13 protein-coding genes and 2 pseudogenes are annotated in these 15,468 nt (G+C 43.8%); 9 read left to right on the top strand and 6 right to left on the bottom strand.

Annotated features, from left to right (window positions below):
* The first annotated feature begins 288 nt into the window (after window positions 1-288).
* The 4 genes from dapD to K6969_RS11500 are packed head-to-tail and all read left to right on the top strand — an operon-like array spanning window position 289 to window position 3,368.
* Window positions 289-987 (top strand): 2,3,4,5-tetrahydropyridine-2,6-dicarboxylate N-acetyltransferase, encoded by a 699-nt coding sequence (gene dapD, locus K6969_RS11515; protein ID WP_171943103.1) that lies wholly within the window; start codon window positions 289-291, stop codon window positions 985-987.
* A 9-nt stretch (window positions 988-996) separates the two neighbouring features.
* Window positions 997-2,124: an N-acetyldiaminopimelate deacetylase gene (locus K6969_RS11510; RefSeq protein WP_074411063.1), complete on the top strand. Its 1,128-nt coding sequence runs from the start codon at window positions 997-999 to the stop codon at window positions 2,122-2,124.
* Window positions 2,125-2,164: 40 nt separating this feature from the next.
* Window positions 2,165-2,707 (top strand): 5-formyltetrahydrofolate cyclo-ligase, encoded by a 543-nt coding sequence (locus tag K6969_RS11505; protein ID WP_029173339.1) that lies wholly within the window; start codon window positions 2,165-2,167, stop codon window positions 2,705-2,707.
* On the top strand, window positions 2,691-3,368 hold the full coding sequence (locus K6969_RS11500) for a rhomboid family intramembrane serine protease (RefSeq protein ID WP_029178570.1): 678 nt from the start codon (window positions 2,691-2,693) through the stop codon (window positions 3,366-3,368). The genes K6969_RS11505 and K6969_RS11500 overlap by 17 nt, the downstream gene beginning before the upstream one ends.
* Window positions 3,369-3,383: 15 nt before the next feature.
* On the opposite strand, the gene galU is transcribed toward K6969_RS11500, so the two are convergent.
* The gene (galU, locus tag K6969_RS11495) at window positions 3,384-4,286 is read right to left on the bottom strand and encodes a UTP--glucose-1-phosphate uridylyltransferase GalU (RefSeq protein ID WP_023371721.1); all 903 of its coding nucleotides are present in this window, start codon (window positions 4,284-4,286) and stop codon (window positions 3,384-3,386) included.
* Between the two features lie 18 nt (window positions 4,287-4,304).
* The gene (locus K6969_RS11490; protein ID WP_171943102.1) at window positions 4,305-5,321 is read right to left on the bottom strand and encodes an NAD(P)H-dependent glycerol-3-phosphate dehydrogenase; all 1,017 of its coding nucleotides are present in this window, start codon (window positions 5,319-5,321) and stop codon (window positions 4,305-4,307) included.
* Between the two features lie 141 nt (window positions 5,322-5,462).
* Between K6969_RS11490 and K6969_RS11485 the strand changes: the two genes are divergently transcribed.
* From K6969_RS11485 to K6969_RS11475, 3 genes are read left to right on the top strand one after another with little or no spacing between them, the layout of a single operon-like run.
* On the top strand, window positions 5,463-5,912 hold the full coding sequence (locus K6969_RS11485) for a MarR family winged helix-turn-helix transcriptional regulator (RefSeq protein ID WP_171943101.1): 450 nt from the start codon (window positions 5,463-5,465) through the stop codon (window positions 5,910-5,912).
* Window positions 5,905-7,611 carry an ABC transporter ATP-binding protein gene (locus tag K6969_RS11480; RefSeq protein ID WP_029174720.1) on the top strand — a complete coding sequence of 569 codons (1,707 nt, stop codon included), beginning with the start codon at window positions 5,905-5,907 and terminating at the stop codon, window positions 7,609-7,611. The genes K6969_RS11485 and K6969_RS11480 overlap by 8 nt, the downstream gene beginning before the upstream one ends.
* Window positions 7,612-9,396, top strand: coding sequence for an ABC transporter ATP-binding protein (locus tag K6969_RS11475; protein WP_044764513.1), 1,785 nt, complete (start codon window positions 7,612-7,614; stop codon window positions 9,394-9,396).
* A gap of 88 nt (window positions 9,397-9,484) precedes the next feature.
* Here the strand turns inward: K6969_RS11475 and K6969_RS11470 are convergent, their stop codons facing one another.
* The 3 genes and pseudogenes from K6969_RS11470 to K6969_RS11460 all read right to left on the bottom strand — a co-directional run.
* The gene (locus tag K6969_RS11470) at window positions 9,485-10,279 is read right to left on the bottom strand and encodes a formate/nitrite transporter family protein (protein ID WP_024395466.1); all 795 of its coding nucleotides are present in this window, start codon (window positions 10,277-10,279) and stop codon (window positions 9,485-9,487) included.
* Between the two features lie 80 nt (window positions 10,280-10,359).
* A pseudogene (locus tag K6969_RS11465) lies at window positions 10,360-11,325 on the bottom strand (PAS domain-containing protein); the annotation flags it as partial.
* Window positions 11,326-11,346: 21 nt separating this feature from the next.
* Window positions 11,347-12,205, bottom strand: a pseudogene (locus K6969_RS11460) (IS630 family transposase); the annotation flags it as partial.
* A 198-nt stretch (window positions 12,206-12,403) separates the two neighbouring features.
* Here K6969_RS11460 and K6969_RS11455 point away from each other — a divergent pair.
* Window positions 12,404-12,598 (top strand): hypothetical protein, encoded by a 195-nt coding sequence (locus K6969_RS11455; protein ID WP_171943299.1) that lies wholly within the window; start codon window positions 12,404-12,406, stop codon window positions 12,596-12,598.
* Between the two features lie 373 nt (window positions 12,599-12,971).
* On the opposite strand, the gene K6969_RS11450 is transcribed toward K6969_RS11455, so the two are convergent.
* The gene (locus tag K6969_RS11450) at window positions 12,972-14,093 is read right to left on the bottom strand and encodes an IS110 family transposase (RefSeq protein WP_015445098.1); all 1,122 of its coding nucleotides are present in this window, start codon (window positions 14,091-14,093) and stop codon (window positions 12,972-12,974) included.
* A 43-nt stretch (window positions 14,094-14,136) separates the two neighbouring features.
* Here K6969_RS11450 and K6969_RS11445 point away from each other — a divergent pair, with 43 nt between their 5' ends.
* Window positions 14,137-15,423: a discoidin domain-containing protein gene (locus tag K6969_RS11445; protein ID WP_216661489.1), complete on the top strand. Its 1,287-nt coding sequence runs from the start codon at window positions 14,137-14,139 to the stop codon at window positions 15,421-15,423.
* Window positions 15,424-15,468 lie beyond the last annotated feature (45 nt).

Here is a 15,468-nt window from a genome sequence, read left to right as displayed (position 1 = left end):
TTCGTGTTTTACACTCCAAATCTGACCTATACGACTGAAGCGAACAGAGTTCGCTTCATCTCAAACCTCAAACTGTCTCCCAGATAGTTTGAGCTGTGCGGGGGTGGGAGTAAAATAGTCCACTGGACTATTTTAGCCCGAACCTAAATGTTTGGAAGTGAGGGGAACTCTTTTTGACCTAATCGAGTTCTTTTCCACTCCCATTTTCAATTTTTTTATATTTCATCATCAAATTTTCAGAAAATTTTGATATAATAGTAAAAATATTATTTTTAGATTGGAAACATTATGACTGTACAAAAAATGACTGCACAAGAAATCATTGCTTTTATCGGCAATGCTGTGAAGAAGACCACTGTTAAAGTGACATTTGAAGGTGAATTGGCTGGGCCTGTTCCTGCTGAGGTGACAAAGCTTGGCAATGTCCTCTTCGGTGACTGGAAAGACGTCGAGCCACTATTGGCAAACTTGACTGAAAATGTAGACTACGTGGTGGAGCAAGACGGTCGCAATTCAGCTGTGCCTTTGCTTGACAAACGCAACATTAACGCCCGTATCGAGCCAGGTGCCATTATCCGTGACCAAGTGACCATCGGCGATAATGCCGTTATCATGATGGGGGCGGTAATTAACATCGGTGCGGAAATCGGTCCAGGTACCATGATTGACATGGGAGCGATTTTGGGCGGACGGGCGACCGTTGGTAAAAACAGCCACATCGGTGCAGGTGCGGTCCTTGCGGGTGTGATTGAGCCGGCTTCTGCTGAGCCAGTTCGAGTTGGTGACAACGTCTTGGTAGGTGCCAATGCTGTTGTCATCGAGGGTGTGCAAATCGGTAGTGGCTCTGTAGTGGCCGCAGGTGCTATTGTGACCCAAGACGTTCCTGAAAACGTAGTGGTAGCAGGTGTGCCAGCCCGCATTATCAAGGAAATCGACGCTCAAACCCAACAAAAAACAGCCTTGGAAGAGGCTTTGCGGACACTCTAAGAGGTAGCTATGCTAGATTTAATCGCGACACGCCGGACCCTCCACCAGATTCCAGAGCTGGGCATGGAGGAGTTCAAGACCCACGCCTTTCTTATGGAAACGATTGAAGGTTTACTTCAAGATTGTACTTTTGCCCAAGTCCGCACTTGGAAGACAGGGATTTTGGTCTATCTGACAGGCTCTGCTCCAGAGAAAACGATTGGCTGGCGGGCGGATATTGACGGTCTGCCGATCGTGGAGGAGACGGGCCTGGACTTCAAGTCCCTCCACCCAGATCGTATGCACGCCTGTGGACATGATTTTCACATGACCATTGCCTTGGGGCTTTTGGAGAAAATGGCAGAGCAGCAACCGAAAAATAATCTTCTCTTCCTCTTTCAGCCTGCGGAGGAAAATCTAGCAGGTGGCATGCTCATGTATGAAGCAGGAGCATTTGGGGATTGGTTACCAGATGAATTTTATGGGCTCCATGTCCGACCAGACCTCAAAGTCGGTCAACTGGCAACTAACCGTGCGACCCTCTTTGCTGGGACCTGTGAAGTCAAGATACGGTTTACAGGAAAAGGTGGTCACGCAGCATTTCCCCATACCGCCAATGACGCCTTGGTGGCAGCAAGCTACTTTGTGACCCAGGTGCAGTCGGTGGTCAGCCGTAACGTTGATCCGATTGAGGGAGCGGTGGTCACCTTCGGCTCCATGCACGCGGGCACGACCAATAATGTCATTGCGGAAACGGCCTTCTTGCATGGCACCATTCGGGCTTTGACCCAGAGTATGAGTCTTCTGGTGCAAAAGCGGGTGCGTGAAGTTGCAGAAGGAATCGCCCTGTCCTTTGGAGTGGGTCTAGACATCGAGCTCAATCCAAGTGGCTATCTGCCTGTGGAGAACAATCCTCAGTTGGCAGATGAACTAATGACTTATTTTGAACAGGTTGACGGTGTGGAGATGATTGACTGTCCACCTGCCATGACGGGAGAGGACTTCGGTTACCTGCTCAACAAGGTTCCAGGTGTTATGTTCTGGTTGGGTGTGGATACGCCTTATCCCCTTCACAACCCACGCCTCAGTCCCAAAGAGGAAGTGCTTCCCTTTGCTGTGGATAAGTTGAGTGATTTTTTGAAAATGAAAGCAAACTAGACTGGTTTTTCCAGTCTTTTTCTGAAAGAAAGGAGTTTCTGTGGATAAAGTGAGTATACGGAAAGAAGTTCTGCAGAGTTTGAAAGACCTGACTAGTAGTCAACGAGCAAGATGGAGCCAGCAGCTAACGGAACGCCTCCTTGCTTCTGAGGCCTATCAAGGCACAAAGTCCCTTGGGACCTACCTTTCCATGCCCCATGAGTTCGACACTTCTTACCTGATTGAACAGGCTCAAAAGGATGGTAAGCAGATTTTCATCCCTAAGACCTATTCACAAGGACGCATGGATTTTGTAGAATATAATCCTGATGATTTGGTGAAATCTAGGTTTGGAGTTTGGGAACCTGGGACTTATTCACAACCTGTGGATAAGTCTGTGGTTAAGTTGATCCATGTCCCTGGTTTAGCTTGGAATCAAGCGGGTTTTCGAGTGGGCTACGGTGGTGGTTTTTATGATCGCTACCTAGTAGATTATCAGGGAGAGACGGTATCGACCTTGGCAGACTTTCAAATCTATGATTTCGAACCAGATGTTTTTGATATTCCAGTAAAGGAGTTGTTGATTTTTGAAGAACTTTTTTGATAAGCGCTATCCTGTGACCAATGGCTTGTTGGCTATCACGGCTCTTGTTTTTCTTTTGATACAAGTATTTCGCTTCGGACAGACGACGGCTGCCTATACGATTTTTGAATTTGGTGGTATGTTTGGTGAGGTAGTGCGTTATGATCCGACTCAGTTGTGGCGCTTGATTTCCCCTATCTTTGTCCACATTGGTTTGGAGCATTTTATCTTTAACAGTATTACCTTGCTTGGTTTGGGTTATCAATTAGAAGGACTGTTTGGGTCAAGGCGTTTCTTCCTGCTGTATATCTTGTCTGGGATAATGGGCAATCTTTTTGTTCTCTTTTTTACACCAGATGTAGTTGGTGCAGGTGCCTCGACCTCGCTCTTTGGTCTTTTTGCAGCTATGGCACTTTTGAGAAAATTTAGTCGCAGCCCTTATCTGCAGGTTCTTGGTCAACGCTATATGGTCCTTTTGGGATTGAACTTGGTCTTGGGACTTTTTAATCCAACCATTAGTATGGCAGGACATATTGGAGGAGCTGTTGGAGGTTGCTTGGTCGTGATGTTCCTTCCACCTCTTGTGGAAAAGGATCTTTTTACAGGAAAACAGATTTTTTTCAGTTTCATTGGCTATGTGGGTTTGATCGCTTTGCTACTAGGTATATTTTATGTGACATAAAAAAACTAGCGCTTGCTAGTTTTTCTTTGTATCTAATTTTTTACCAAGATCGATCAAGTATTGTTTCAAATCATCTTTTACTTGAGGGTGTTGGAGGGCGTAGTCGATAGAAGTTTTCATGAAACCGAACTTATCCCCAACATCGTAACGGTTGCCTTTGAATTCACGAGCAAACACGCGTTGCGTTTTGTTCAGAGTATCAATGGCATCTGTCAATTGAATCTCGTTCCCGGCACCTGGTTTTTGGTTTTCTAAAATCTCAAAGATTTCAGGAGTGAGTAAGTAGCGTCCGATAATAGCAAGGTCAGAAGGAGCATCTTCTGGTTTTGGTTTTTCCACAAAGGTTTCTACACTATAGAGACCGTTGACACCTTCACCTTGTGGAGCGATAACACCGTATGCAGAAACTTCTTCATGTGGAACTGGCATAACAGCAATGGTTGAAGCATGTGTTTTTTCATAATCGTTCATGAGTTGCTTGGTCAATGGGACAGCTTTTGTATCTGTGATGTCCATGAGGTCATCGCCGAGCATGACAACGAAAGGTTCATTTCCAACAAAGGCTTTAGCTTGAAGAACGGCATCACCAAGTCCACGTGGATGGCTTTGACGAATGAAGTGTAGTCGAATGCCTGTTGTCTCATCAACAAGTTTCAACAAATCATTTTTGCCTTTTTCTTTGAGGTTGTATTCCAATTCAAAGTTTGAATCAAAGTGGTCTTCGATAGAACGTTTTGATTTACCAGTGACCACCAAAATATCTTCGATACCAGAGCGAAGGGCTTCTTCAACGATAAATTGAATAGTTGGTTTATCAACAATTGGTAACATTTCTTTGGCAAGAGCCTTAGTAGCAGGCAAGAAACGTGTTCCCAAACCTGCTGCAGGGATAACGGCTTTTCTAACTTTTTTTGTCATAATGCAATCTCCTTTTTATTAAGACCATTCATTTTCGTGGCGGAATTCGCCGGACATGATTTCTTTAATAGCATCTTGTATGCTAGCACCCTGGTAAATGACGTTGTAAATGGCTTGTGTAATCGGCATATAAACGCCCAATTCCTGTGCTAATTCATAGGCAGCCTTGGTAGTAGAAATTCCTTCGATAACCATGCCCATGTTGGCTTCGATATCTTCCAGTTTTTCACCTTTACCAAGCAAGTCACCAGCCCGCCAGTTGCGTGAGTGAACTGAGGTTCCTGTAACAATCAAGTCTCCGACACCAGAAAGCCCACTATAGGTCAAGGGATTTGCGCCCATAGCAACGCCTAGACGTGTGATTTCTGTCAAACCGCGAGCGATAATAGCTGCCTTGGCATTGTCACCATATCCCAGACCGTGAAGGGCGCCAGCACCTACAGCGATGATGTTTTTCAAAGCCCCTGCTGTTTCCACGCCAATCACATCGTTATTAGTGTAGAGGCGGAAGTAGCGGTTGCTGAAGAGATTTTGCACGTAGGTTGCAGTTTCCAAATCTTTTGAAGCTGCAGAAATCAAGGTCAAGTCACGAACGATGGTCTCTTCTGCATGGCTTGGTCCAGAAACCACAACGATTTCTGAACGGAGATCTGCAGGAATTTCTTCCTCCAAGACCTCTGACAAGCGCTTGTGACTATCAGGCTCCAGACCTTTAGAAGCGTACATGACAACCACTTTGTGTTTAAGGGCTTGAGCAACTTGTTTGGCAACCAAGCGGGTTACTTTGGTTGGTACAACGAAGAGGACAGCATCCACACCGTCTAGGGTTTCTGCCAAATCCTTGTAGCCTTTGATTTTCTCGTCTAGGACGATATCTTTGAAGTAGCGGGTATTGGTGTGTTGCTTGTTGATTTCATCGATTTGCTCTGGAATATTTCCCCAGATACGAACAGAATGTCCGTTATCGTTGAGGACCTGGGCAAGGGCTGTTCCCCAAGACCCTGGTCCTAGAACAGCAATGGTTTGTTTCTCCATACGATTCCCCTGTGTAAGTATTTTCTATTATTATAACATAGTTGCATTTTTTTGGAAAATAGCAGAGCCAAAACTTGACAATAGTTCCTAAGAGAACTATAATAGTTCTCATGCTAATTAATTGATTGGAAAGGAGTCATCGTGGGACATACCATTGCAGATTTTCGGAACTTGCTCAATCAGATTGAACAAATCAGTGAAACCATTGCAAAAGAATACGATGTGGAGCACTTGGCTGGTCCACAGGGCTGGGCATTGCGTTTCATTGCGGAACGGTCGGAAACCGAAACCTTTGTAAAAGATATAGAAGCGGAATTAAAGATTTCCAAATCCGTTGCCAGCAATCTGGTCAAGCGAATGGAGAAAAATGGCTTTATCCAAGTCCTGCCTTCTCAGGTTGACAAACGCTACAAGCAATTGGTTTTGACAGAGAAAGGGCAAGGGAAGATCTGTCACCTGAAAGCCTTCCATGAAGAAATGCACCATTCACTTTTTTGGGGCATTCAAAAAGAAGACTTTGATTTGGTCAAACAGGTGGCTAATCAATTAAAAGAAAATATTCAACACTATAAGGAGAAGAATCATGTTTAAAGAAGCCATTTTACGTTATAAATGGTACGCCTTAGCATCGGTCTTGTTGACGTCAATTGTCGTAGCAACGACCTTGATGCAACCTAGTTATTTGCAGGATGTTTTGACAGCAGTCTTGGCCAATGACAAGGATGAAATTGTTCGTGTGGGCAAATTACTGCTGATTATTGCTGGAACTGGTCTTTTGGCAGGGCTTGTCAATACCATTGCTGCAGCAAAAATTTCACAAGGGGTATCTGCAGATATTCGTGAGAAGACTTTTCGGAAAATCCAAAGTTTCTCTTATGCCAATATCGAAGAGTTTAACGCAGGGAACTTGGTTGTTCGGATGACTAACGATGTCAATCAAATCCAGAACCTTGTCATGATGCTCTTCACAGTGTTGATGCGGGTTCCATTGCTGTTTGTCGGAGCCTTCATCATGGCGGTGCGGACCATGCCAGAACTCTGGTGGATGATTATTCTCATGGTGGTCTTGATTATGGCCATTATGGCGGTTGTCATGGGGCAGATGGGACCACGTTTTGGAAAATTCCAGAACCTCATGGACAAGATGAACAGTATTGCTAAGGAAAACCTACGTGGAATCCGTGTGGTCAAATCCTTTGTTCAGGAGAAAAATCAGTATAAGAAATTCAAGGATGTATCCAACGAACTCTTGGACCTCAATCTCTTTATCGGCTACGGTTTTGCTATCTTGCAACCCTTGATGATGTTTATCTCTTACATGGCGATTTTTGCATCGCTCTACTTGGTGTCTGGGATGTTGGAAACCAATATGGAAGCAGTTGGTGGCTTTACTTCCTTTATGAGCTACCTCATGCAAATCATGTTTGCCATTATCATGACTAGTTTCATGGGGATGCAGGCTTCACGTGCTGCCATTTCTATTAAGCGGATTAGCGAGGTCTTGGATACAGAACCTGCTATGACCTTCAAGGATGTGGCGGATGAAGAATTGACTGGTAAGATTGTCTTTGACAATGTTAGCTTTACCTACCCACATGATACGGAGCCGACTTTGAAAAATATCTCATTTGAGATTGAGCCAGGGCAAATGGTCGGTGTGGTTGGTGCAACAGGTGCGGGTAAATCCACTCTTGCTCAACTGATTCCGCGTTTGTTTGACCCGCAAGAAGGAACGGTGTCCATCGGTGGTCGGGACTTGAGAGAAGTCAGCCAGAACACCCTGCGTGATACGGTATCGATTGTCTTGCAAAAGGCTATTCTCTTCTCGGGAACCATTGCGGACAACCTGCGTCAAGGCTCTCCTGGTGCTGATTTGCAACGCTTGGAGCGGGCCGCAGGTATTGCCCAAGCCAAAGAATTTATCGACCGCTTGGATGATACCTATGAGAGCCAAGTAGAAGAACGTGGAAATAACTTCTCTGGTGGTCAGAAGCAGCGGATGTCCATTGCTCGTGGGGTGATTGGCGAGCCTAAGGTTTTGGTCTTGGATGACTCAACTTCTGCCCTGGATGCCAAGTCTGAGAAACTAGTCCAAGAGGCTCTCAACCATGATTTGAAGGGGACAACCACTGTCATCGTTGCCCAGAAGATTTCTTCTGTTGTCAAAGCTGATAAGATTTTGGTACTTGACGAAGGTCGTCTGATCGGCCAAGGTACCCACGCCGAACTGGTAGCTACGAACGATGTCTACCGTGAAATCTACGAAACACAGAAAGGGAGGGAGGAATAGATGAAAACACTTAGATTTTTCTGGTTTTATTTCAAACGCTATAAACTGTCCTTTGCTGTGATTTTTCTAGCCATTGTGACAGCGACCTACTTGCAGGTTAAGACACCTGTTTTCCTTGGAAATGCCATTACAGAAATGGGGAAAATCGGTCAGGCTTACTTTGCTTCGGTGCAAATGGGCCAGTCAGATTTCAAACCTGACCTGTCTGATTTTAACGGGGTTATGCTCAATCTTTTCTTTGCCTATGCGGCGACGGTTGTGGCTTCCTTGATTTACACTCTCCTCTTCACGCGTATCGTGGCTTATTCGACCAACCGTATGCGTAAGGGCTTGTTTGGCAAGCTGGAACGTTTGACAGTTGCCTTCTTTGATAGCCACAAGGACGGGGATATTCTTTCTCGCTTTACCAGTGATTTGGACAATATCCAAAACGCTTTTAATCAGTCCTTGACCCAAGTGGTGACCAACATCGCTCTTTATGTCGGTATGGTCATTATGATGTTCCGTCAGGATACTCGCTTGGCCTTGGTGACCATTGCTTCTACGCCAGTTGCCTTGGTTGCCTTGGTCGTTATCATCCGCCTATCACGGAAATATACGGATAAGCAACAGGCTGCGGTGTCTAAGCTCAATGCCTACATGGACGAGAAAATTTCTGGACAAAAAGCGATTATTGTACAAGGTGTGCAGGAAGAGACGATTGATGGTTTCTTGGAACTCAATGAAGAAGTTCGTCGTACGACCTTCAAGGGACGCTTGTTTGGTGGGATTCTCTTTCCATTTATGAATGGGATGAGCTTGGTCAATACAGCCATCGTTATCTTTGCAGGCTCCAGCATTGTTCTCAACGATAGCTCGCTGGAAACAGCTGCTGCACTTGGTCTGGTCGTGACTTTTGTACAGTATTCACAACAGTATTACCAGCCAATCATGCAGGTTGCTGCCAGCTGGGCAGAATTGCAGCTAGCTTTCACAGGAGCTCATCGTATTCAGGAAATGTTTGATGAGCCTGAGGAAGTTCGCCCTCAAAACGCTCCGCTATTTACCGAATTAAAAGAAGGTGTTGAAATCAAGGACATTGACTTTGGCTACTTGCCAGGTCAGAAGGTTTTGGACAAGGTGTCTATCTCTGCTCCTAAGGGCAAAATGGTGGCAGTCGTTGGTCCGACGGGATCTGGTAAGACGACCATTATGAACTTGATTAACCGCTTCTATGATGTCAATGGTGGTAGCGTGGCCTTTGATGGTCGTGATATTCGGGAATATGACTTGGACAGTTTGCGGGATAAGGTCGGCATTGTCTTGCAGGAGTCGGTTCTTTTCTCAGGCACTATTGCGGACAATATTCGCTTTGGTGATGAGAGCATTTCGCAGGAAATGGTGGAAACCGCAGCTCGTGCCACCCATATCCACGACTTTATCATGAGCTTGCCAGACGGCTATGAAACCTTTGTGACCGATGATGAGAATGTTTTCTCGACAGGTCAGAAACAGCTGATTTCCATTGCCCGTACGCTTTTGACAGACCCACAAGTCTTGATTTTGGACGAAGCAACGTCTAACGTTGATACCGTAACGGAAGCCAAAATACAAAAAGCTATGGAGGCCATTATCGCAGGACGGACCAGCTTCGTCATTGCCCACCGCCTCAAAACCATTCTCAATGCGGACGAAATCATCGTCCTCAAAGATGGAAAAGTAATCGAGCAAGGCAACCACAGCCAGCTCCTCAAGCTCAACGGCTTCTACGCCGAACTCTACCACAACCAGTTTGTGTTTGAATAATATATAGAAAAATAAACAGCCAAGATAAGCAGACCACAATCCTTAAACGTTTAGGACGTGGTTTATCTTGGCTGTTTTTGTGGTAGGCTTACTGCTCAATATGGTTGGTTTTGGTTTGATTGAGCCAAGCGTAGGCGATACCGATAAAGAGACCGGCTCCGAGCCAATTTCCAAAAAAGACCACAATCCATTGACGAAGGATATTGATCATATTGAAGGCTTCGACATTGCTTCGAGTAGCATTAAAAGCTAGGAGCATGAAAGATGCGAAATTGGCGACCAGATGCTCATTGATGAGGAAAACGAACATAAAAATGGAGGAAATGATGACAAAGAACTTAGCAGACTGTTCTTTGATGAGCATGAAGCCAAGGATTGCCATATTTACAAACATATTAGCCGTAATCCCTTCAATAAAGTTACTCCAGTCAGATTTTCCAAGTTTGATGGTAACGGCATTGACGACAAAGCTCTTATCAGAGAGATTGAGGTAGGAGAAGGACTGATTGAAGAGCCAGGCTAGAATAGTAGCGCCTACAAAGTTAAAGAAAGTACAGTATAGCAGCATCTGTGTCACTTTTTTCCAGCTAATTTGCTTATAGTAGGCACCAGTTGTGAGATACATCATGTTAGAAGTGGCTAATTCACCACCAAAAATAAGAACAAAAACCAGCCCAATAGCAAAGATGAAGGTAAAGACAAAGCGCGACAAACTTGGAAATTGACTGGCAATAACGTCTGCTCCGATAATACCGACAGCTGTTGACATAGTCAGGTAGGCTCCTGCATACATAGAACGCAAGGCATAGCGGCCTAGACTTTCGTCAAAAAGGGCTTCTTTTTTTGAAACTGCAGCTGAAATTTTTTCTTGAAATGGTGACATAGGAACTCCTTGTGAAATCATTATCAATATTTTGTTTGAAAAATAAAGTGGGAAGAGTTCTTCCCACTATATGTGAACGATTAGTGAGCGGATGCACCAGAATCTGCATCTGTCGGTGTGGAAGTAGCAGGGGCACTACCAGCATCTGATGCACCAGAGGTTGCGTCAACATGTGCAGGAGCTGCGGCAGTTCCCGAACCACCAACCAAGCGTTGACCAGTAGCTTCAAGATACCAATCTAGCCATGGTTTGAAATTAAAGATAATTTCATTGATACCAGCGTAGGATCCGTCAGGATAGTACATAGCTTGGTAGTTGTGGGTGTTGATAATTTCAGCAGGGGTACCGGGTACAATGGTACGAACATATTCCTGATTACCATTACGCAAAGTACCGACAACCCATTCAACATTCTTCATGCGGGCAGGAGGTAGCGTACCGTGGACAGTTGACAGGCGATTTCCTACTTGAGCAAGTACCCGTTTACCCAACATGGTATCGGGTTCTTGGTGACTATTGTTGTAGTAGAGGAACTGGTTATTATCATCTGCATAGGTCAATTCAAATGGCATCGCATTGAGGAACATATTGAGTTGGTTAACGGTCAACAGACCATTGTCCAGTTTAACATAGGTATCTCCCTCAACTGCGTTAACCAATTTAGAAGCCTTTTCTAGCCAATCTGGATCATCGGGATCCACACCAGTGATGGTCGTTGCGATTGGTTTGGTACAGTCTAAATCTTCTGGTGCGATTGGCTTTGGTTTTTTCAATTTGGATACAACACCGACATACTTGATAAAGTTGTCTAGACAGCTTTCTAAGAATTTCACGGTGCCTTCATTGATGATATTGCCCTTATCGTCAAAAGCTTCTTTGGCCTTACCAAGGAGGAATTCATTACCTGGTAGTGTGTAAGCATTGACACCTGGTGCATCTAAAATTTTCCGTAGGTGAACTTGGGCACGAGAAGTTCCTTGATCGTAGTAAGATGCCCCGATAATCATAACTGGTTTATTTTCGAATGGGTGCAAATTAATACTCAACAAAAATCAAAAACAAACCAATCAAGTGTTTTTTAACCATCGTCTACTAACAATTGGTTTTAAAATAGACCAATCTAACTCTCGTATCACTTCTTGAAGCTTGTTTATCACATCATCTAGTGTTTTAAAAGCTTTATTCTTAAACCCTCTCTTTCGAATCTCAGCCCAAACTTGTTCAATTGGATTCATTTCAGGAGTATAGGGAGGAATAAACTCAAAACCAATATTATGTGGTTTCTCTAAGGTACTTGATTTATGCCAAACGGCATTGTCCATCACTAATAAAATATAATCGTCAGGATAAGCTTCAGATAGTTGTTTGAGAAAAACATTCATCCAATCTGTATTGCAACCCCCAGCGATAATGAAGAAGGACTCTCCTGTATGGGCATCAATAGCACCATAGCAATAGCGATACTCACGAATATAGTGGCTATGTACATGCGGTCTCACCCCTTTTGGTGCCCAGGCCTTTCCAATTTTACTAATCCGACCGAAACCCGCCTCATCTTGATACATTAGTCTGACTTTATGATAGCGACGACTATTCTTGAAGCGCTTTCCTATTTTCGTGAATGAAGATTTTATTTTTAGACGCTAGAATCGTTTCGGCGTCTGCTTTTTTAGGGTGTTCTGGTCTTGGCGTCACTTTGCGCCAACCATGGCGTTTCAGAAGGGCATAGAATCCTTCCTTGGTCGTAGGGTGTCCAACCCGTTTCTGATAAGTTTCGTAGAGAGAGTTTATGGTCACAAATTCGCCATTTAGTGAAGCTGTTAACTGTTCTTTTAGAAATGCTTCCTCTTCTTGAAGGGTTAAATATTGACGGTTCCGTCCACCTCGCGTTTCTCTTACTAGAGCTGAAATCCCACCAAGCTCATACTTGCCTTGTAAGGACCAGATTGTATACTTTGAATAGCCGATAAGGTTAGTGATTTCCTTATAACTAAGCCCTTCTGCTCTGAATAGGATTACTTGAAGTCGTCTATGAAATGGGGAATAGGTTTTATCTTTCAAATAAGTTTTTAATTCGTTTGTTTGTTCGATAGTAAGTTTCATAAATCTATTATACGTTAGTTTTTGTTTTTTGAACAGTATTACAAGCAGTCCAATGGAACTTCTAGCCCTGCCAGTCAGACCAGATTCTTCAAATCAGCTGATTTTGGGAACATTCAGTCAGGTCAGGAATTAGCTGCGACAGATAATAATCCAGCGACGTCTGTCACCTACCATAATTTCAATAATAGTGGTGATAATATTCCTACAAATGCCTGATATGTAAAGCCCTTTGTCAAGTAAAAACAATCGAACTGATTAAAAAATGAAAAGTATCTAGAAAGAGCCTAGTTCTTAGCTTCGGGCATTGGCCACTCTGATATTCGTGGATTGGTTACCTACAGGTCAATGGTTCTGCCGCGAGTCCTACTCTCTATAAGCGTGGATCACAATTGTGCCACTTAGTCGTTTCGTAGATGACTCAAACCTTGAAGTCCTAAACTCCTTCAAGATACTTTCCATTCAAACATGATTTCAATCCTTATTTCTGTCCAAATTCACCCAGTGATTTTGGATAGAAATAGGGATTCCTCATCGCTCTGCGATGATAAAACTTAATGGTCAAAAGTGTACATGAAAACAAGCGCTAACTTCAAGCTATTCTTCCTGTCATCATCCCCCAAATAAAACCAGACAATTCTCGTGCAATAGCTGTTTTAGCAACATTTTGTTTCTTATTTTTTCCTAGAACAAGTGTGCGATAACGTCTTCTTAAGCGTTCATTAGCCTTATCCGCATAAGCAATCACCTCCACTCGGTTTCCACTTTGTCTCCTTTTCAATTCTTTGGATTTATACCCAATCGTCCCCTTAGCCAATGATTGTGCAGCTTCTATCAGAAGTCGTCTCACATGGCTATTCCCAGCTTTGGTGATAGCACCTCTTCTCTCCTTGTCGCCGCTAGAATTTTCGCTAGGAGTTAGCCCAAGATAAGAAGCAAAATGTTGAGCTGTCGCAAAGCGATTAAAATCACCGATTTCTGTCACAATGGAAAGAGCAGTTAGTGTTTTAATGCCAATAAAGCAAGAAAGCCGTGAGACCTTCTCTTGGTAACTGTCGCTTTGACCCAGTTGCTCAATTCGTGCATCATACCGTTCTATTTGATCTACTAATTTCTCATAGGTCAATAGATATTCTGTCAAAATCTCTGCGTAAAGTCCATCAGGATTTAGGGAACGGAGCCAGCGGACATGTTTCTGTGTCCAATTACTGCTTCCCTCGGTATAGCGAAAATCATGTCGGAGACAGAAGGCAAGAATTTGTTGTTTGATTTTCTTCAGAGCCACTTTGTGGTCTGTTCTCATGCGGATATATTCTTTGACTTGTTCATCCTCAACAGTAGGAATATGAACAGGCCGATAGCTACGAAAGGCCAGAGCTTTTGCGAGCTGAGCTGCATCTTTTTTATCAGTCTTAACACGCTTAGATCCTTCCTTCATCACCGTTGTAGGCGCCATCACGATACAGGGAATCCCGTGAGCTTGTAGCTGGTGATATAGGGTAAATCCAAGACATCCGGCTTCGTAGCCACATAACACTTCTGCATCTTGACCATATAAACGACGAAGCTCATTCACATAGTTCACAATATAGCTAACATTTGGACCAACTTTAGTGCTATGTTTGAATTGATTCGCCATCATATCATAATAGCAGAGTGAAAAACTTTCTTTGTGAACATCCATTCCGATGAAAAGTGTGGTAAAATGAAACATATAAGACCTCCAATTGAGTGTGGTAATTCCTGTTAGAAGTTGATTGTTTTTTTATTCTAGTGTACAGGTAAATCCACGAATTCTCAACTGGGGGTCTTTACATATTGTCTATATAGGTCTGGACTTGGGCTCTGTTCAAAACGTGACCAAAGTCATGTTTAGACAAGGTGGCAACAATCCTTTGGATAGGTTCAATGATTTTACAATTCAGTATTCGACCGATGGTCGTGTCTACACAGACCTGACCAGCCTGCAAAATACCAATGATGTGGCACATGCGACTGATATTTTGGCGCGCTATATTCGCATTAAAAATAATGCACAGGTTTCTGGTAAGTGGTTTGTTCTTAGGGATATTGGTGTGGAGGTTCGCCAGATGACACTGGAGAAAAACATTCCAAGTGCCCAAGCAGACACTCCTGACAATATCTATCTCTTGGGGAACATCCAAAATCCATTTATCCGAATGGAAAAACTAGATAGTGAGACAGGTGCCATTATCCAAGGAACAGCGACCTTCAAGCTCTATAAGGTTCCGGAAGATACTACAGAAACTACCCTGTCCACTGCCATTAATGATAACAATCTCATTCAAACCTTCCAACTAGCCAATGGACAGACTGGTAATGAAACCTTGCTCATCAAGGAACTTGGCAAGTATGCCTTGGTCGAAACCCAAGCCCCAGATGGCTATATTGGATTGAGTGAGCCAGTTCTACTTGAAGCGACACAGGCAGAACAGGCACATTCTGACACGAGAAACAAGGTCGTGACACGGTTTGCGGTTTTGTCCTCTAGTGATAAGGTGACTGTCGATACCAGCAGCACAGCAACGGATAATGTCCTAAAATTGCAGGTGAAAAACAGAAGAAAGACAGGACAGTTTAAGCTAGCCAAACGTGCTTATAGCGATAGCGATCGTCGTCTCGCAGCGGTGTTTGAATTGAAAGAAGAGAATGGTGCGACTCCTGTTGCCACCAAGACGACAGCGACCGATGGAGAAGAAATTGTCTTTGATAACCTCCGTATCGGTCAGATTTACCAACTGAAAGAAACCCAAGCCCCTGAAGGCTATCAGCTCAATACGAAAGTTTACCGACTTCGTCTTACCGATAGTGGTCAAGTGGAACTCCTAGATGGAGATGACCTCTTGTCCCTAGATGATAGCAATAGGCAGTTGCTTACTGCTAAAAACCTGAAAAAAGGGGAATATCCTAAGACAGGAGGTTTTGGAGTTCTACCATATATCACATTAGGGGGGGTGATGATGTTACTGGCTCTTGCCGTCGAGCTAGGAAAAGAAAAACGTTGGAAACATATACGTAAATAAGCTACATATCATTTTATCTTTTATTACTTGGTTAACTGGTTTTGA

Source organism: Streptococcus suis (genome assembly GCF_019856455.1).
Taxonomy (GTDB): Bacteria; Bacillota; Bacilli; order Lactobacillales; family Streptococcaceae; genus Streptococcus; species Streptococcus suis_AE.
Note: the sequence above shows the minus strand (reverse complement) of the source record. Positions and strands in the feature narration are given on the sequence as shown.